At 40.9% G+C, this 16,679-nt stretch carries 23 protein-coding genes; 4 read left to right on the forward strand and 19 right to left on the reverse strand.

Features of this window, described 5'->3' with window-relative positions:
• Positions 1–20 precede the first annotated feature (20 nt).
• From FPQ13_RS06430 to spoIIID, 3 genes are all read right to left on the reverse strand, one after another.
• Positions 21–1,544, reverse strand: a complete 1,524-nt coding sequence (locus tag FPQ13_RS06430) for a class I adenylate-forming enzyme family protein (protein ID WP_144088509.1) — start codon at positions 1,542–1,544, stop codon at positions 21–23.
• Positions 1,541–1,933, reverse strand: a complete 393-nt coding sequence (locus FPQ13_RS06435; RefSeq protein ID WP_144088510.1) for a MerR family transcriptional regulator — start codon at positions 1,931–1,933, stop codon at positions 1,541–1,543. The genes FPQ13_RS06430 and FPQ13_RS06435 overlap by 4 nt, the downstream gene beginning before the upstream one ends.
• Before the next feature lie 278 nt (positions 1,934–2,211).
• Positions 2,212–2,478 (reverse strand): sporulation transcriptional regulator SpoIIID, encoded by a 267-nt coding sequence (spoIIID, locus tag FPQ13_RS06440; protein WP_144088511.1) that lies wholly within the window; start codon positions 2,476–2,478, stop codon positions 2,212–2,214.
• Positions 2,479–2,632: 154 nt separating this feature from the next.
• On the opposite strand from spoIIID, the gene FPQ13_RS06445 reads away from it, so the two are divergent.
• The gene (locus FPQ13_RS06445) at positions 2,633–2,836 is read left to right on the forward strand and encodes a hypothetical protein (protein WP_144088512.1); all 204 of its coding nucleotides are present in this window, start codon (positions 2,633–2,635) and stop codon (positions 2,834–2,836) included.
• 9 nt (positions 2,837–2,845) lie between these two features.
• Here FPQ13_RS06445 and FPQ13_RS06450 read toward each other — a convergent pair whose 3' ends face one another.
• The gene (locus FPQ13_RS06450) at positions 2,846–3,076 is read right to left on the reverse strand and encodes a hypothetical protein (protein WP_144088513.1); all 231 of its coding nucleotides are present in this window, start codon (positions 3,074–3,076) and stop codon (positions 2,846–2,848) included.
• A gap of 143 nt (positions 3,077–3,219) precedes the next feature.
• Between FPQ13_RS06450 and FPQ13_RS06455 the strand changes: the two genes are divergently transcribed.
• Both FPQ13_RS06455 and FPQ13_RS06460 read left to right on the forward strand, forming a co-directional pair.
• Positions 3,220–3,414, forward strand: a complete 195-nt coding sequence (locus FPQ13_RS06455) for a helix-turn-helix transcriptional regulator (RefSeq protein WP_144088514.1) — start codon at positions 3,220–3,222, stop codon at positions 3,412–3,414.
• On the forward strand, positions 3,415–3,858 hold the full coding sequence (locus FPQ13_RS06460; protein ID WP_144088515.1) for a hypothetical protein: 444 nt from the start codon (positions 3,415–3,417) through the stop codon (positions 3,856–3,858).
• A 42-nt stretch (positions 3,859–3,900) separates the two neighbouring features.
• Here FPQ13_RS06460 and FPQ13_RS06465 read toward each other — a convergent pair whose 3' ends face one another.
• The 5 genes from FPQ13_RS06465 to FPQ13_RS06485 all read right to left on the reverse strand — a co-directional run bounded on the left by FPQ13_RS06465 (position 3,901) and on the right by FPQ13_RS06485 (position 8,178).
• A complete protein-coding gene (locus FPQ13_RS06465; protein WP_186279578.1) occupies positions 3,901–4,578 on the reverse strand; it encodes a M23 family metallopeptidase in 678 nt (225 codons plus the stop codon).
• 105 nt (positions 4,579–4,683) lie between these two features.
• Positions 4,684–5,658, reverse strand: coding sequence for a stage II sporulation protein D (gene spoIID / locus FPQ13_RS06470; protein ID WP_246065393.1), 975 nt, complete (start codon positions 5,656–5,658; stop codon positions 4,684–4,686).
• Between the two features lie 201 nt (positions 5,659–5,859).
• Positions 5,860–7,167: a UDP-N-acetylglucosamine 1-carboxyvinyltransferase gene (gene murA, locus FPQ13_RS06475; RefSeq protein ID WP_144088518.1), complete on the reverse strand. Its 1,308-nt coding sequence runs from the start codon at positions 7,165–7,167 to the stop codon at positions 5,860–5,862.
• A 35-nt stretch (positions 7,168–7,202) separates the two neighbouring features.
• A complete protein-coding gene (locus FPQ13_RS06480; protein WP_144088519.1) occupies positions 7,203–7,871 on the reverse strand; it encodes a YwmB family TATA-box binding protein in 669 nt (222 codons plus the stop codon).
• A 73-nt stretch (positions 7,872–7,944) separates the two neighbouring features.
• Entirely contained in the window at positions 7,945–8,178 is a 234-nt protein-coding gene (locus tag FPQ13_RS06485) for a DUF1146 family protein (protein WP_144088520.1), read from the reverse strand.
• 313 nt (positions 8,179–8,491) lie between these two features.
• On the opposite strand from FPQ13_RS06485, the gene FPQ13_RS13645 reads away from it, so the two are divergent.
• On the forward strand, positions 8,492–8,833 hold the full coding sequence (locus FPQ13_RS13645; RefSeq protein ID WP_144088521.1) for a hypothetical protein: 342 nt from the start codon (positions 8,492–8,494) through the stop codon (positions 8,831–8,833).
• A gap of 72 nt (positions 8,834–8,905) precedes the next feature.
• Here the strand turns inward: FPQ13_RS13645 and FPQ13_RS06495 are convergent, their stop codons facing one another.
• The 10 genes from FPQ13_RS06495 to FPQ13_RS06540 all read right to left on the reverse strand — a co-directional run bounded on the left by FPQ13_RS06495 (position 8,906) and on the right by FPQ13_RS06540 (position 16,166).
• On the reverse strand, positions 8,906–9,310 hold the full coding sequence (locus tag FPQ13_RS06495) for a F0F1 ATP synthase subunit epsilon (RefSeq protein WP_144088522.1): 405 nt from the start codon (positions 9,308–9,310) through the stop codon (positions 8,906–8,908).
• Between the two features lie 72 nt (positions 9,311–9,382).
• A complete protein-coding gene (atpD, locus tag FPQ13_RS06500) occupies positions 9,383–10,783 on the reverse strand; it encodes a F0F1 ATP synthase subunit beta (RefSeq protein WP_144088523.1) in 1,401 nt (466 codons plus the stop codon).
• A gap of 69 nt (positions 10,784–10,852) precedes the next feature.
• On the reverse strand, positions 10,853–11,713 hold the full coding sequence (gene atpG / locus FPQ13_RS06505) for an ATP synthase F1 subunit gamma (RefSeq protein WP_144088524.1): 861 nt from the start codon (positions 11,711–11,713) through the stop codon (positions 10,853–10,855).
• Positions 11,714–11,831: 118 nt separating this feature from the next.
• Entirely contained in the window at positions 11,832–13,346 is a 1,515-nt protein-coding gene (gene atpA, locus FPQ13_RS06510) for a F0F1 ATP synthase subunit alpha (protein WP_144088525.1), read from the reverse strand.
• Positions 13,347–13,363: 17 nt separating this feature from the next.
• Positions 13,364–13,909 (reverse strand): F0F1 ATP synthase subunit delta, encoded by a 546-nt coding sequence (locus FPQ13_RS06515; RefSeq protein ID WP_144088526.1) that lies wholly within the window; start codon positions 13,907–13,909, stop codon positions 13,364–13,366.
• Positions 13,902–14,423: a F0F1 ATP synthase subunit B gene (gene atpF, locus FPQ13_RS06520; protein ID WP_144088527.1), complete on the reverse strand. Its 522-nt coding sequence runs from the start codon at positions 14,421–14,423 to the stop codon at positions 13,902–13,904. Before atpF ends, FPQ13_RS06515 begins: the two co-directional genes overlap by 8 nt.
• Positions 14,424–14,581: 158 nt before the next feature.
• Positions 14,582–14,791, reverse strand: coding sequence for a F0F1 ATP synthase subunit C (gene atpE, locus FPQ13_RS06525; protein ID WP_144088528.1), 210 nt, complete (start codon positions 14,789–14,791; stop codon positions 14,582–14,584).
• Between the two features lie 46 nt (positions 14,792–14,837).
• Positions 14,838–15,560, reverse strand: a complete 723-nt coding sequence (gene atpB, locus FPQ13_RS06530; RefSeq protein WP_144088529.1) for a F0F1 ATP synthase subunit A — start codon at positions 15,558–15,560, stop codon at positions 14,838–14,840.
• 2 nt (positions 15,561–15,562) lie between these two features.
• Complete coding sequence (locus tag FPQ13_RS06535; protein WP_246065395.1) at positions 15,563–15,952, reverse strand: ATP synthase subunit I; 390 nt, start codon at positions 15,950–15,952, stop codon at positions 15,563–15,565.
• Complete coding sequence (locus tag FPQ13_RS06540) at positions 15,945–16,166, reverse strand: AtpZ/AtpI family protein (RefSeq protein ID WP_377862700.1); 222 nt, start codon at positions 16,164–16,166, stop codon at positions 15,945–15,947. Before FPQ13_RS06540 ends, FPQ13_RS06535 begins: the two co-directional genes overlap by 8 nt.
• Positions 16,167–16,679 lie beyond the last annotated feature (513 nt).

Below are 16,679 nucleotides of genomic sequence, written 5' to 3' on the forward strand. Positions count from 1 at the left end.
CATCCTCCTCGTTCAATCGATTATTTGGATGTCATTTCTTCAGCAGAATCACGCAATTGATTTCGTAGTAACTTACCAGTTGCATTTCGTGGGAGCGCTTCCACTTCTGCATAAAGCTTTGGAATTTTATAATCTGCCACCCGTCCTTCAAGAAACGCTTTACAACTACTTTCTAAATCACTGACAGGTTCATTCAGCACGACGAATGCTTTCGCCGTTTCTCCCCATTCGGCATGTGGAATGCCAACGATTGCTACGTCTTCAATGCTTGCATGTTGGACCAATGCCTGTTCGACTTCAGTCGGATAAATATTGACTCCACCTGAAATAATGACGTCTTTTTTCCGGTCAATGACCCAATAGTAGCCGTCTTCATCTTGCACGGCGATATCTCCTGTATAAAGCCAGCCATCTTTTAATGTTTCGGCTGTTTTTTCAGGTGCTTTATAGTAGCCTTTCATATTTCCTTCACCACGCAAAACAATTTCACCTGGCTCCCCTTGTTCTACATCTTGACCTTGTTCATCAACGAGCCGGATTTCCGTATTCAAGGCAGCACGGCGCCCGATACTACCCGCTTTCTCTGCATGTTCCTCTGCTTTCAACAATGTTCCACTTGGTCCTGCTTCCGTCAGTCCGTATACGCACCAGAGACTATCGGTTTTGAATTTCTCTTTCACGAATTTCACTTCATTTTGTCCAAGTGGTGCGCCACCGTATACCCAATATTCCATTGATGATAAATCAAATTCATCAATATTTGGTTGCTTGGCAGATAGGAGGTATGCGACTGGTGCGCCGAAGAAATGCGTCACTTTTTCGTGGGAAACCATTTGAAGTAATAAGTCCGGTGTAAATGTCGGTGCCAAAACGTGCGTTGCTCCGGTATATAATGCTGCTCCCATAAACAAATGCAATGGTGCTGAATGACTAAGTGGCATCATGTGTAGTACGCGACTATGTTCACTCATCGTCATTTCAATACTGATCATCGTTGATACGGTTAAAATACTACGATGTGTAAATACAACACCTTTTGGTTTACCTGTCGTCCCCGAAGTATATAAAATAGAAACTTCATCGTCCTCAGTTGCATCACAGTCAACCGCAGTCGCCTCTTCGCTCAATAACTGATCGATGGAATGCCAAACACCATCCGCTTCACCGGTTTTAATAAACGTTAGCTTATTTTCTTCTGTCAGACCTTTTGATGCTTCAAACAACAATTCATGGGTTGCGAAAAATTGAGCTTCGCTATGATCAATAATGTATTGGATTTCCGGCTGGGTTAGCTTTGCATTGATTGGGATGGCCAGTCCTTTCAGACGAATTGCCGCCATATAGAGGTATAGAAACTCAGGCACATTTGGCAAATGAATGATCAACTTATCTCCTTCTTGAAAGCCTAAATTCCTTAATCCATTGGCAATGCGATTCACCCGTTCATCCCATTCTTGATAACTGACTCGTTCATTTGGACTGACCAACGCTTCATGATCTGGCTGCTTATTGGCATGCACCTTTAATAATGTTGATAAATTCATTTTACTTCCTCCTCCAATTTGGTTAATTCATTTCGAAACGTGTCCAAAAACATTTCCATCTCTTTTTTGAGCTGTGCGAGTTCATTCATCCGCTTGGTGACTTCAGCTATCTTTTCTTCGCCATATTCAATCGTTCGCTTCAGTTGCTCCCTCCCCGTCGGATCCTCTTCAAATAACAGAACCATTTCCTTGATTTCGTCCAGTTTGAAGCCGTACTTTTTCCCGCGAAAAATCAGTTGCAGCTGCGTTAATTCCTTCCTGGTGAATATTCGTTGCCCAGTCGCTGTCCGTTCCGGATGAATTAATCCCACTTCCTCGTAATAACGAATCGTACGATGAGACACGCCAAACCGATCAGCTACTTCAGCAATCGAATACGTTTTGACCAACTAACCACCACCTTTGTCAGAATATTCGTATGATTATAGTGTATCATTTACGTTAACGTAAAGTGCAAGGCTTTTTACATAAAGAAATGTCCATATAATCCTGTTTAGGCAGCATATATTCTGAAATTCGGCGTATATATTTTTCATTTGGAACCATATATTTAAAATTGGGGAACATATGAGTGTGCTTTGGGGTCAAATCATTGGTATAGGGGAGCATAAATCACTTTATATGTAAAAATAAAAACCGGTCGAAACCGGCTGTGTAAATATTGAACTTATACAGTTTCCATTTCGTCTTTTTCTGTGTACTTTCGTTTCGTCGCTTCCCCACCACGCAAATGTCGAATCGATTTATGATATTCAAGTACGCTTTTTACTTCCTTGTACAATGCCGGATTAATTTTCGGTAGTCTTTCGGTCAAATCTTTATGGACAGTGCTTTTTGAAACACCAAATTCTTTTGCGATTCTTCTTACAGTTTGCCTGGAGTCTAATAAATGCGCCGCAATCTTTAATGTTCTTTCTTTGATGTGATCGTGCAAACGTCTCGCCTCCTGAAGTTGTCAACTCTTTGATGTGTTGATACAGTTTATTCACTCAGGAGGCCGATTATGAGCATACTTTCTCTATTGGTAAAAAAGTGTGGAAATATTCAGTTAGTTAACCTATGATAAATTAAAAACGGAGGTGAGCTTTATGAAACGTAGTACAAAATGGGGTTTGCGGACAGCTATCTTTGTGTTAGTTTTTTTTCCTATTCTTTTCAGCATTATCTCTTATACGACGGATAACTGGAATTTTCTTTGGTATAGCTTGATTCCGACGTTTTTTTCAGGAAGCATCGGTCTCTTTGCTGCAATCAACCAAGCAAAGAAAGACCGACTAATGAGCGAGGATTGATTGATTTCGTTAAGCTAAAATTAAAATGACAATTGCCACGACAATTACAAAACCAGCGGTCGCAAAAGAAATAACCCCAAAGCCTTTTCTGCCTAATTTCATTTCAACCATTCCATTGACCACTTGAAGAACTCCAACAGCAATCAATGTATAAGGCAATAACCAAAATTCCCGCATGATTATACTATATCCCGCCATTAGCACGACAATGACAGCCAAAACAATCCGAGCGATATTCATTTTCCTATCCCCTTTCACTTTTACCCTTCATTTTCCTACTCCTATGAATTTCTTGCAACTATTTTTGCATTCCTTATCAATTTTATGTAATATATAAATTGCATAGTGTAATTTATATTTTGCATTAAGGTGAAGGGGATTCTATGAAAAATCGAGTAAAATTAGGAAGAATAAAAAAAGATCTAACTCAAGCTCAGTTAGCTAAACGCGTTGGAGCAACAAGGCAAACAATCGGGTTAATCGAAAAAGGAGATTATAATCCGAGTCTTCAGTTATGTATTGCCATTGCAAAAGAGCTTGGTCAAACGTTGGATGAATTGTTTTGGGAGGTTAGCTAAATGAAAACATGGTTATCAATATTTTTGCCGACAGACGAATACAAACGACAAAAACTTCTACTATTTATTGCTGAAGGTGGCGTATTACTCGTCCTTGCTCAATTTCTATCTTTGATTATTGGACCATTTGAATCAAGTCTCGTTCCAATAATTTCGATTGGCATTTTTGTTTTCTATGTAACTTTCAGGTATATCATCTCGGGCATGGAGTATACAGAGGTAGCAACGCAATCGGATTATAAAAAGGAACGGAAAAATATTGTTATGAAGTCTTTATCGTTCGGCGTTATTTTCACGGGGTTAAACTTTTTGGTACAGCGAGGGGACTACATTATTGTCGACCTAATTATGATTGGGTTGTTGGCTACACTCTTCTTCTTTTTATTCAGCTGGTTCTCCTTGAAACGATCTTTCAATAAAAACCGTGAATTGATAGATGAATGAAAAAATCCCCCAGTTTTGGGGGATTCATTCCTGACCTTATTCCTACTTAAATCCTGGATTGACAGGCTGGCCTTCTTCCATTAATCGGAAATGGACCTTAGAAATCTCTTCGTCGGTGTAAACATTCGCACCGGAAAGACCTATTGGGTCACCTTGCGTTAACTCGTCACCTTCACTGACATACACTTCAGAAAGACTTCCATACATTGTCGCTCGTTCACCGTCGTGTTCCATTTCAACTACTTTGCCGAGAAGTTCATCATCTTTTACACTCGTAACTTTACCTGTGAGTGAAGCAATAACTTCAAATGGTTCACCATCTGATGATGTAATATCGACACCTTTACTTTGGTAATATTGATTATTGTAAAAGATAAGTGCATCCAACTGATCTTCTTCTGCAGCATCAGCATCGTAATACTGTGTCAAAATTTCGGTCTTGTCACCGAGCATGACTGGCATGACTAAATCCTCTTGTTCCGCAACTACTTCTGCAGCATTTTCTTCGCTATTTTCGATAAGATCATTCTGTTCGACGTTCCAGCTGTAATCATTCGCATTTTCTTCAGCTGTGTCGTCTGCTGCGTTAAACTGATAAATCATAACCCCTGCTAACACGACTGCGACTAATCCAATGTAGAGTGTTGGATAAAACCAACGTTGACGAGTCAACCTTTTCCATTTTGATTGACGAAGGAATTTTCTTTCCTTATCACTCATTTTCATCACCTCAGCAACCATTCTGAACCGTTCCGATGAATTATATACATCCATTTCCAAAATTTTTCTGATTGCCGAGGTGAGTGGCATTAAACTGATTCGTTTTTACATAACTTCTTCTAGCGTTTGAATGTCGATTCCTTGATAGTAATGTTTGACGATGTCTTGATATGTCTTCCCTTCTCTAGCCATACCATTCGCTCCGTATTGACTCATACCAACGCCGTGACCGTACCCTTGTGTCTTGAAAATTATATAGTCGTTCTTTTTCTCAATCGTAAAGTCATTGGAACGTAGTCCTAATGCTTCGCGAACTTCACGTCCACTGAAACTTTTCCCATTGATCGTAAGCTCTGCGATTCGCCCACTCTGAGTTCGTTTCACATTCGATACAGTTAAATTATTTGTAACATTAATATCTAACTGTGCTGCAACTTTGTTCATCGCAATAACTTCTTGTTCACTAAACTCAGGTGAAGCTTCATCCCAAGGACTCGACACACTTTTTAAATAAGGAATTTCATTTTGCCAATAGTCTTCTGCATTTTCCGTATATCCATTACTTGTTGAGAAGAATTGTGCCGTAATCGGCGTTCCTTCATAAGTAATGATCTGGCCTTTTGTTTCATTGACAGCTTGCTGGAGCTTCATGAATTTTTCAGAGAAATCGACACCCCAGTCTTCTCGGAGTTCTTCTTCACTTTTAAATACTTGGTCATTCACCGTATCGGTAACGTCATAAGCTTCTTCACTTCCTGTCAGCATCTTCTTCACGATATATGTTCTTGCAGCAAGTGCTTGTGCTTTAATAGCTTCCTTTTCAAAGCTCATCGGCATTTCTGAAGCAACGACGAGCGCAACATATTCTTCAAGCGGCACTTCTTCAACGAGCTCACTTTCTTGGCGAAAAACAGAAACGATCGGTTCTTCACTCGGTGTCTCTTCTTGGGTGACTGGCTCACTTTCTTCTTGTTCATTTACTTTCGTCGATGCCTCCGCAAACGGTATTACAAGAATAGTAGGCAAAATTAGGATGACTGAAAGTAACGTGGCAACTAGGATGATTGGTACCTTTTTCACTTTTGGAACTCCTCCTTTGATTATCTCTTGACTATTACTAGTTTTATGTAAAAGGTACTCTTGATAGAACATGAATATAGAAATTTTATAGAAGAAATTTAAATCCCGCTGAAATTAATAGATTGTACAACGCGAAAAAGCCCATCTCCTTTATGAGACAGGCTTTCAGCTTATATGAATATTCATGATGAGTTCGGCTAATTAGCTAGATTTTGCCAACTTATCTGTCGTAGTTGTCGGCTCTTCTACTTCATCAGTAACACGTTCAATTGTCGCGCCGAGCGATCTTAGTTTTTCTTCAAAGTTAACATAGCCACGGTCTAAATGTTTCAGCTCAGTGACTTCTGTGCGCCCTTCTGCAACTAGTCCTGCAATGATGAGTGCAGCAGCAGCACGTAGATCAGTTGCTGCGACTTCTGCTCCTTGCAGTTCGACTGGGCCATTAACAATGGCACTACGTCCTTCAATTTTCGCCGTAGCGTTCATCCGTCTGAACTCTTCAACATGCATAAAGCGATTTTCGAAAACTGTTTCAGTGATGACACTAGTACCTTCTGCTTTCATTGTTAGTGTCATGAACTGAGATTGTAAATCAGTCGGGAAGCCAGGATACGGTAATGTTTTAATATCGACAGGCTTCAATTTTTCACGAGCGGTAACACGAACAGCATCATCATACTCTTCGATGCGAATGCCCATTTCTTTCATTTTTGCAATCAATGAGCGTAAATGTCCTGGAATCGCGCCGTTAACAACGACGTCTCCGCCTGTTAGTGCAGCAGCAATCATAAATGTTCCTGCTTCGATTCGGTCAGGAATAATCGTATGCTCTACACCGTGTAATGTAGGAACACCTTCGATTCGAATCGTTTCTGTTCCTGCACCGATTACTTTACCACCCATTTGATTAATATAGTTCGCTAAATCAACAATCTCTGGTTCTCTCGCACAATTTTCAATGACAGATGTACCTTCTGCCAAAGCAGCTGCCATAATAATATTTTCCGTCGCTCCAACACTTGGAAAATCCAAGTAAATTCTTGCGCCTTGCAACTTTCCTGGTGCGAATGCTTCCACGTAGCCATTGCCTACATGAATTTCTGCGCCCATCGCTTCAAAACCTTTTAAGTGTTGATCGATTGGTCTTGAGCCAATTGCACAGCCTCCTGGCATCGCGACCTTCGCGTGACCATACCTGGCCAATAAAGGTCCCAATACGAGTACAGAAGCTCTCATTTTACGTACATATTCAAATGGTGTTTCCGTCTTTAATGTGTTTGAAGCATCGATATGAAGTTTACCATCTTCTCTTAACACATTCACATTCATATATCTTAAAACTTCACTAATCGTATCTACATCAGCTAGCGTTGGCACTTGGTCAAGCGTACTTTTCCCTTCACTTGCCATGATGCTTGCTGCAATCACAGGTAAAACTGAGTTTTTGGCACCCTCGACTTGCACAGTCCCTTCAAGTCGATTGCCTCCCGTCACAATAATTTTATCCACAACATTTCCCTCCGTGTCGATATTCCGTATGTTATTTAATATTCAATTACAAGGATAGGTGTGCCGATTGTCAATGTTGCCCCATCTACCTCATCTCTGATCGCTAATTGAATATTAATAGAATGCTGACTTTCATTTAGACTCGTTTTTATTAGGTCGGTCTTACCACCTAATACTTTAAATCCTGACTCATCAAGCATATTTTGTTCTTGAATGTCAAAATCTTCTCGTATTCTATCAAAAAACAAATTACTATTCATTCTATCACTGTATTTAGACTGATAACAAGAGTAATAAAGCCCATTTTTAAAGAATTCTTTAAAGGTTTCATCATTCAATTTTTGCTTGATTTCATCTTTCACTTGTTCATTCCAGATATCCCCTGTCAGAACGTAAGTGACTTGGACTTCTTTCCGTTGGTCAAAACGAGATACATCAAACTCTTCGTTTACAAGTTCACTTTTATGGGAGTCCTTTGAAAAATCTTTTTGTATTAACATATTTTCTAAACGCTCAACTTGTGATTCACTTATCTCTGTTCGAATGGTGAAATTAAATGAATCGATCACTAACTCATTTTCTCTAAAATATTGATCGAACGTTTCTATGTCATTCAAAAAGTTATCTAGATTCGTAGTTTGATAGATTGTGTGATTCGAAAAAATAAAAGAAATTAAATAAAGTCCAATAAATAAAGTTCTCATTATTTCCACCCCTCTTACTTAAAGGGTGGGCACGAAACACTAAGAATAAACCTTTTAAACTTCGACATCTTTTTTAGATCAAATAACTCAACTGACCTGACCAACGAATAAAATCAAGAAAAAAATTACTTACTGTAGTACCTATCACAATTGAAAGTAAAATAAACAACAATTTACTTTCAACTTCTCGATTCTTCTTAAAAATACTTTGAATATTGACTGATTCTAAAGCTTTCCAAGCTAAAATAATAAAAATAATGTGGGAGATCATTCCCGTTAATGCATCAACTGTTGGTTGTACAAACATCTCGGACACCTCTTAGTAAGCATGTGCCTGCTATTCCCCACCGAATTAACTTTGCTTAAAATAAGTCTATTGTTTGAGCTAATGTTACATTTCCCGGGAAATATCGACACCAAACCTAAAGTTAATTATTTAGTGAAATTAGTTGTGGACCATGAAATCAATGATTATGTAGTTTGTTGTGGGTAATAAGTTATGTATTATTCTGTTCATCTTGTTGTAATATTATAGCGTTCATTCGTCACATCATGGTGTATTCTGTTTAATTGTTGTTTGTGTGCTGATTGCTGACAAAGGCTTTCTAACTGTTGATAGGGTGCGGCTGACTGTTGATAAAGACGTTCTAACTGTTGATAAGGCTCACCTTACTGTCGATAAACGCGCGCTGACTGTTGATAAGGCTCTCCCGACTGTCGATAAGCGCACGCTGACTGTTGATAAAGCTCTCCTAACTGTCGATAAACCCACACTGACTGTTGATAAAGCTCTCCCAACTGTCGATAAACTCGCTCTGACTGTTGATAAGGCTCTCCCAACTGTCGATAAACCGACGCTGACTGTTGATAAGGCTCTCCCAACTGTCGATAAACGCACGCTAACTGTTGATAAAGCTCTCTCGGCTGTCGATAAATGCGCTCTGACTGTTGATAGGGCGTAGCTGACTGTTGATAAACAATCAATAAATACAAAAAAGAGGCCAACCTCTTAGTTTGGGATCAGCCTCTTTTTATTATTGATGATTTGCAATATCAATACGGTTGATCGCACGTTGAAGGGCGATTTGTGCACGCTTAAAGTCAACGTCGTCTTCTCGCTTGGAGTTTAGACGTTGTTCTGCGCGTTCCTTTGCTTGCTGAGCACGGTCGACGTCAATGTCGCTCGGTTTTTCTGCAGATTGCGCAAGGATTGTCACTTGGTCAGGACGTACTTCGACGAACCCTCCGTTAACAGCGACGTACTCCGTATTGTTCTCGCTTTTTAGTCGTACTGCACTGATGGTCAATGGTGCAACGAGTGGAATGTGGCCTGGTAAGATCCCGAGTTCTCCACCTTCCGCTCGACAGCTGACCATTTCATAGGTGCCATCTAGTACAGGGCCGTCAGGAGTGACAACACTCACATTTAGTGTTTTCAATCTTACCCCTCCTTGGGCAGTGGTAAGCGAAGAGGTCAATTACGACAGTTGCCTCTTTCGCTTAACGTCCCATTATTGTTCCATTTCTTCGGCTTTCTTAACGACTTCTTCGATTCGGCCAACCAAACGGAAGGCATCCTCTGGCAAGTGATCGTATTTACCGGAAAGAATTTCTTGGAATCCTTTAATTGTTTCTTCAACAGGTACATAGGAACCTTTTTGTCCTGTAAACTGTTCTGCTACGTGGAAGTTCTGAGATAGGAAGAACTGGATCCGACGCGCACGTGCTACTGTCTGTTTATCATCATCTGATAATTCATCCATACCAAGGATTGCGATGATGTCTTGAAGCTCACGGTAACGCTGTAGCGTTTGCTGCACTCTACGTGCTACATCATAGTGCTCTTCACCGACGATGTTCGGGTCAAGTGCACGAGATGTAGATGAAAGTGGGTCTACCGCAGGGTAAATCCCTTGCTCTGTCAATTTACGCTCAAGGTTTGTTGTTGCGTCCAAGTGAGCGAATGTTGTTGCTGGAGCTGGGTCTGTGTAGTCATCCGCAGGTACATATACAGCTTGGATCGATGTAATCGATCCTTTGTTTGTTGATGTAATACGTTCCTGTAGCTGACCCATTTCCGTTGCAAGTGTCGGCTGGTAACCAACGGCAGATGGCATACGACCTAGTAGGGCGGATACCTCTAGACCACCTTGTGTAAAACGGAAAATGTTGTCGATAAAGAGTAGAACGTCTTGTCCTTCTTCATCACGGAAGTATTCTGCCATTGTCAAACCTGTCAAGGCAACACGCATACGTGCACCAGGTGGTTCGTTCATCTGACCGAATACCATTGCTGTTTTACTAATAACTCCGGAGTCGCTCATTTCGTAGTAAAGGTCGTTACCTTCACGTGTACGTTCACCAACACCAGCGAATACGGAAATACCACCGTGTTCTTGTGCGATGTTGTTGATAAGCTCCTGGATTAGTACGGTTTTACCTACACCCGCACCTCCGAAAAGTCCGATCTTACCACCTTTAACGTAAGGGGCAAGCAAGTCTACAACTTTGATACCTGTCTCCAGAATTTGTGTTTCTGTAGCTAGTGTATCGAAAGCTGGTGAATCACGGTGAATTGGGTCACGTCTAACGTCATCAGCGATTTTTTCATCTAAATCAATATTTTCACCAAGAACATTAAACACTCGTCCTAGCGTTGCTTCACCAACTGGAACGGAAATTGGTGCTTTTGTGTCTTCTACTTCTAAACCACGAACGAGTCCGTCAGTTGAAGACATTGCTACGGTACGTACTGTGTCGTCACCTAGGTGAAGTGCTACTTCGAGTACTAAATCGTCACGTAGGTCTGTTCCAGCTACACGTAAAGCGTTATAGATTTGAGGTAAATCTCCACTATCAAACTTCACGTCAACAACTGGTCCCATGACCTGTGTGATGTGTCCTTTGCTCATCCTTTTCCCTCCTAACTGAATCGAATCAGAAAACATCTTTTCAGTTCATACGAATCTTGTAGTTCGCGATTATTCTAATGCAGAAGCACCACTGACGATCTCGGTGATCTCTTGGGTGATTGCTGCTTGACGTGCACGGTTATAGGAAAGGGTCAATTCGTCGATTAACTCTTCTGCGTTGTCCGTCGCACTGCGCATCGCGGTCATACGAGACGCGTGTTCACTTGCTTTACCATCGAGTAATGCACCGTAAATTAAGCTTTCGGCGTACTGAGGTAAAATTGTATTTAAGATTGCTTCTTGATCTGGTTCATATTCATATGTGCTGAGCTGTTTTCCTTCTTCATTGATGTTCGTCAATGGTAGAAGTTTTGTTTCAGTCACTTCTTGAGTAATTGCACTCACATAGTGGTTATAGTGTAAGTACAGCTCATCTACTTCTTCATCTTCAAAGAGATTTACAGCATAGCTTGTAATCTCTTTAATTTCCGCAAACTCTGGTTGGTCATCCAAACCGACGATGCTTTTAGCGATCGGCAGTTCCATTCGTTTACAGAAATCAGTGCCCACTTTACCTAGCGGGATCACCACATATTCGTCTTTCGAACGATGACGCTGCTGAACTGTTTGGTACAGGTTTCTTAAAACGTTACTGTTATAAGGACCTGCCAGGCCACGGTCAGATGTGATGACGACATATCCAGTCTTCTTGATCGGACGAGATTGGAGCATTGGATGATCGACATCCACGTTGCCGGCAGCGATACTCGCTACGACCTCTTGGATTTTCTCCATGTAAGGGACGAACGACCTCGCATTTTGCTCAGCTTTGTTCATTTTGGATGCGGAAACCATTTCCATTGCACTCGTGATTTTTTTCGTACTGGAAGTCGAATTGATTCTGTTTTTTATATCACGAAGAGATGCCACAACGTCTCACCACCTTTTTTAAGAGACTTCTTCGTATTTTAAAAAGGTGTGTCAGAAATAGATTCATACGAGTCAATTTCCGACACGGTCAAACAGATTGTTTATATGAATCATTGAATTATTTTTGTTCACTTACGCTGAACGTGTTTTTGAAGCCTTCAATCGCTTTGTTGAATTCTTCTTTGTCCGGAAGTTGTTCCGTTTCACGGATCGATTGAAGTAGTTCAGGCGCATGCTGTTTCAAGTAAGCATGTAGGCCTTCCTCGAAACGCTGTACATCTTCCACTGGAATATCATCCAGGTAGCCATTAACCAATGCGTAAATAATTGCAACTTGGTATTCGACACCTTGTGGTTGATGTAATCCTTGTTTCAAGACTTCAACCGTACGTTCACCACGGTTCAGTTTCGCTTGCGTTGCTTTATCAAGGTCAGAACCGAATTGTGCGAAGGATTCCAACTCACGGAAGGACGCTAAATCTAGACGTAGCGTACCAGCAACTTTCTTCATTGCTTTAATCTGTGCTGAACCACCAACACGGGATACGGATAGACCTGGGTTGATCGCAGGACGTACACCGGAGTGGAATAGGTCAGACTGCAAGAAGATTTGTCCGTCTGTGATGGAAATAACGTTCGTTGGGATATACGCACCGATATCACCGGCTTGTGTCTCAACGAATGGTAGAGCTGTCAATGAGCCGCCACCTTTTGCATCACTTAATTTAGCTGCACGCTCTAGTAAGCGAGAGTGCAAGTAGAATACGTCTCCAGGGAATGCTTCACGGCCTGGTGGGCGACGTAGTAGCAAGGAAAGTTCACGGTAGGCAGAAGCCTGTTTGGATAAGTCATCATAGACAACCAATACGTGTTTTCCGTTGTACATAAATTCTTCACCCATGGATACACCCGCATATGGTGCTAGGTAAAGAAGTGGTGCTGGGTCAGATGCACCAGCGTTAACGACGATTGTATAATCTAATGCACCATGTTGACGAAGGGTTTCAACAACACCACTTACTGTGGATTCTTTTTGTCCAATCGCAACATAGATACAAATAACGTCTTCTTCTTTTTGGTTAATGATTGTGTCAATCGCGATTGCCGTTTTACCTGTTTGACGGTCACCAATGATCAACTCTCGCTGTCCACGTCCAATTGGAACCATGGAGTCGATTACTTTAATTCCAGTTTGTAGTGGTTCGTCAACTGATTTACGATCCATAACTCCTGGCGCCGGACTTTCAATCGGGCGGGATTTGGATGTTTCAATTGTACCTAAACCATCGATTGCTTGACCTAATGGATTCACAACACGACCTAATAATTCTTCTCCAACTGGAACTTGCATAATACGTCCGGTACGGCGAACTTCATCACCTTCGCGGATTTCAGTAAATGGCCCAAGAATAACGATACCGACGTTGTTCTCTTCAAGGTTTTGGGTCATTCCCATTACGCCGTTAGAGAATTCAACGAGCTCTCCAGCCATTACATCATCTAGACCATGTACACGAGCGATTCCGTCACCAACTTCGATTACGGTACCGACATCGTTTACTTCGATCTCAGAATCATAATTTTCAATTTGCTGTTTAATCAGCGCACTGATTTCTTCAGCTTTGATGCTCATCCATTTCACCCCTATCTTTACTTGTTTGCAGACGTAAGGTTCTGCTCTAAACGTTTCAACTGTGTCGCAAGTGTTCCGTCATAAATCTTATTGCCGATTTGGACACGGATGCCCCCTAGCAATGAAGTGTCGACGATATTGTTCATTCGAAGTGTGTTTAAATTCAATCGTCTCGCAAAAACCTTCTCAACTTGAGCTAGCTCTTCTGGAGAAAGCTCGCGAACGGAATAAACATCTGCTTCTGCAACTCCACTTGCTTCGTTTTTCATTTCAACAAATGAATGGACCATATCCGGAATGATCTCGACACGACCTTTGTCTACTAATAGTAAGAGTGTGTTTACCAGATCTTTCGTTAAATCTTCAAACGTATTCCGAACGAAATTCTTTTTATCCTCAGTTGAAACTCGTGGATTATTCATATATGTGCTGAAAGCAGGTTCATTTTCATATACTTCAGCAAGTACATTGAGTTCATTTTCAAACGAATCAAGAGAAGCTTTTTCTTTTCCTAATTCGTAAAGAGCTACCGCATATCTTTTGGCTACAATTGAATTACTCATTGTCTTCGCCTACTTTATCCAAGTAATCGTTGATCAATTTCTCTTGTTCCGTTTCAGAAAGTTCTTTTTCAATTACCTTGCTGGCAATCTGAACAGATAAGCTACCCACTTGTGTTTGTAGCGCTTGGATGGCTTTGTCACGCTCTTGTTCGATTTCAAGACGCGCGTTTTCTTTGATACGTGCGGCCTCTTCTTTTGCGGCTTTGATTAATTCTGCTTGCTGATTTTTTGCAGTTTCGTTAGCGTCATCAATGATTTGTTGCGCGTTTTGACGGGTATTTTTCAACTCGTCATTCGCTTCATTCATGAGCCGTTTTGCTTCTTGGTTGCTTTGTTCTGCTTGATCTATTTCACTCGCAATATGTTGTTCACGTTCTTGCATGACATTCATCAACGGTTTCCAAGCGAACTTGGTAATTAACGCCAATAGAATGATGAACGTAAGCAACTGGATAATCATGTCTCCAAAAAGTAACCCATTGGAAGCACCAATGATTAATGCTTGGTCTAGCACGGCTTTCACTCCTTTCGCCTATTCTTCTATAAGGCTTCACATGGAAATCAACGTTTGAAGAAACATCTCATTTTCACATGCTCTCTTTAATCTTTCGCGTACAAATGAATGGCGAAGCTTTTAGTAGACTCCGCCATTATTTTGATGTATTCATTCGACTACATTACCATGAAGGCAATAACAACGGCGATAATTGGAACCGCCTCAACCAACGCAACCCCGATAAACATTGTTGTTTGTAGGGCACCACGCAATTCTGGCTGACGAGAAATACCCTCTACTGTACGAGATACGATCAAACCGTTACCGATACCAGCACCTAGTGCCGCTAAACCTACTGCAATTGCAGCTGCTACTGCTCCTGTCATTGAAAACTCCTCCTCTTGGATATTAAAAATTAGTATTTTTTATGAATTAATGGTCATCGCTCACTTTGTGCGACATATACACCATTGTTAACATAACGAAGATAAATGCTTGGATGGCAGCAATGAATAGTTTAAATCCTTGCCAAGCTAATGTTGGTACAATTCCACCAACAAATCCAAGTGTACCGGAAGCCATCAGACCGATTAGTAAGGTCAATAGAACTTCCCCTGCAAAAATGTTTCCGTAAAGACGCATACCGAGTGTTAGCGTGTTCGCAAACTCTTCGATAATTTTTAGCGGAAACAATAGTGGAACGGGCGTGAAAAAATCTTTGACATATCCTTTTCCACCTTTGATTTTGACGCCATAGTAATGGGTTAACGCTACTACCATAACGGCAAGAGTCAATGTAATACTCGGGTCAGCTGTAGGTGATTTCCACCAAAGATCCCCGTCATACACGACCATAAACATAATACCGAGTAAGTTACCTATAAAGATGTAAAATAACAATGTAAGCCCGAGTGGCAGGAATTGCTTCCCTGTTCTCCAGTCCATCGTACTGCTGACCATCCCGCGTACGAAATCGACAATCCATTCCATAAAGTTTTGAAACCCACTAGGTTTACGTTGGAGTTTTCTACTTCCGATTACTGCGATAATAAATACAATTGCGGAAGTAACGATGATCATCATGACGTTGGACAGATTGAAATCGAGCCAACTGATCCCAAAGAGATCCTCATATATAGGTGCACCGTGATCCAAAATCATTCACCCCTTTTCGTACTGGTAGTCTTTTTACTACTGAATATAAAATCTATCATAATGACAAAATATGGTGTCATTAAACCCACAACGGCTGCAATAATGTGGAAATGCTCCGGAAATCGTAGAATGATGACGACAACCAATGCGGCTGCAGCAAATCTGGAAAGTGTTCCAAATGATTTTGCCGTCTGATTGCTTGCTGCCTTTTCTCCCATGATATCAATCTTCTTTTGAAGTAGAAACAGATTGAAAAATCCGGCGGCAATTCCGATGATCAAGCTTTGAAAAATGACTTGGTAATCTGTAAATCCCCAACCGATCACGGAGATGGCTAGTAAATACAGCATCCATTTTCGTTGCCTATTGATCATGAATGAGTAGTTATTCACGATGATTGTCCCCCATTAATTGATTGACGAGGTAGATCATCCCATAGACACCTGCGGCTAAACCGACCAACAATCCGAGCAATAGAAACCATGGGCTCGTACCAAAATAATTGTCGAGCCAGCGTCCAGAAAAAATGCCGACGATTGTCGAACCCGACAAATAACTTAGAATCGTTGTTGTAATGGCAATCCCGCGAAACGGTTTTCCATTCATAGACATACCTGCCAGTCCAGCTTGTCTTTATTATGCAGATGTTTAAAAACTCTCTTAAAAGGAGATTCACACATGGTTTTAGTCGAAAAAAACAGGGTGAATTGCGTTGTTTTTTTCGTGGTTTTTCTCACGACCATATGTACATTCGTCATCTAAAATCCGTGTGTTTTTCGATAAGATTTTCGGTTGAAAGCCTTATCATTCCACACTAAGTTAGAATACAATAACCCCTAATATAAGTCAATCAATTTTGGGTCTAAAATAAAACAACTTTGTGACAAACATCACATTTTTTGTTTCCTATATTTTTGTAATCATTTACGTATGGTTTTTGTCGATTATGGACGAATGGTTTTTTCTTTAATTGGATCTTTCTTTAGATCAGGCATTCATTTTGAACTACCCACCACTTAACAAACTACGGTTGTTTGAAGTGGGGGGATTCCTAAGAACACCAGCGTAACCGCCAGTTATTGATTAGGCTATCTCCGTAGTTCCTACGGTTAGAAGTCT

The sequence above is a fragment of the Allobacillus salarius genome (assembly GCF_007559425.1).
GTDB lineage: Bacteria > Bacillota > Bacilli > Bacillales > Alkalibacillaceae > Allobacillus > Allobacillus salarius.

Bases quoted from the DNA above. Each gene is read 5' to 3' on its own strand.
- FPQ13_RS06465 (WP_186279578.1), bottom strand. From the start codon at position 4,578: ATGAGTGATAAGGAAAGAAAATTCCTTCGTCAATCAAAATGGAAAAGG.
- FPQ13_RS06450 (WP_144088513.1), bottom strand. From the start codon at position 3,076: ATGAATATCGCTCGGATTGTTTTGGCTGTCATTGTCGTGCTAATGGCG.
- FPQ13_RS06480 (WP_144088519.1), bottom strand. From the start codon at position 7,871: ATGAGAACTTTATTTATTGGACTTTATTTAATTTCTTTTATTTTTTCG.
- FPQ13_RS06445 (WP_144088512.1), top strand. From the start codon at position 2,633: ATGAAACGTAGTACAAAATGGGGTTTGCGGACAGCTATCTTTGTGTTA.
- atpD (WP_144088523.1), bottom strand. From the start codon at position 10,783: ATGAGCAAAGGACACATCACACAGGTCATGGGACCAGTTGTTGACGTG.
- FPQ13_RS06455 (WP_144088514.1), top strand. From the start codon at position 3,220: ATGAAAAATCGAGTAAAATTAGGAAGAATAAAAAAAGATCTAACTCAA.
- atpE (WP_144088528.1), bottom strand. From the start codon at position 14,791: ATGACAGGAGCAGTAGCAGCTGCAATTGCAGTAGGTTTAGCGGCACTA.
- FPQ13_RS06460 (WP_144088515.1), top strand. From the start codon at position 3,415: ATGAAAACATGGTTATCAATATTTTTGCCGACAGACGAATACAAACGA.
- FPQ13_RS06540 (WP_377862700.1), bottom strand. From the start codon at position 16,166: ATGAATGGAAAACCGTTTCGCGGGATTGCCATTACAACAACGATTCTA.
- FPQ13_RS06515 (WP_144088526.1), bottom strand. From the start codon at position 13,909: ATGAGTAATTCAATTGTAGCCAAAAGATATGCGGTAGCTCTTTACGAA.
- FPQ13_RS06430 (WP_144088509.1), bottom strand. From the start codon at position 1,544: ATGAATTTATCAACATTATTAAAGGTGCATGCCAATAAGCAGCCAGAT.
- atpA (WP_144088525.1), bottom strand. From the start codon at position 13,346: ATGAGCATCAAAGCTGAAGAAATCAGTGCGCTGATTAAACAGCAAATT.
- FPQ13_RS06485 (WP_144088520.1), bottom strand. From the start codon at position 8,178: ATGTTTGTACAACCAACAGTTGATGCATTAACGGGAATGATCTCCCAC.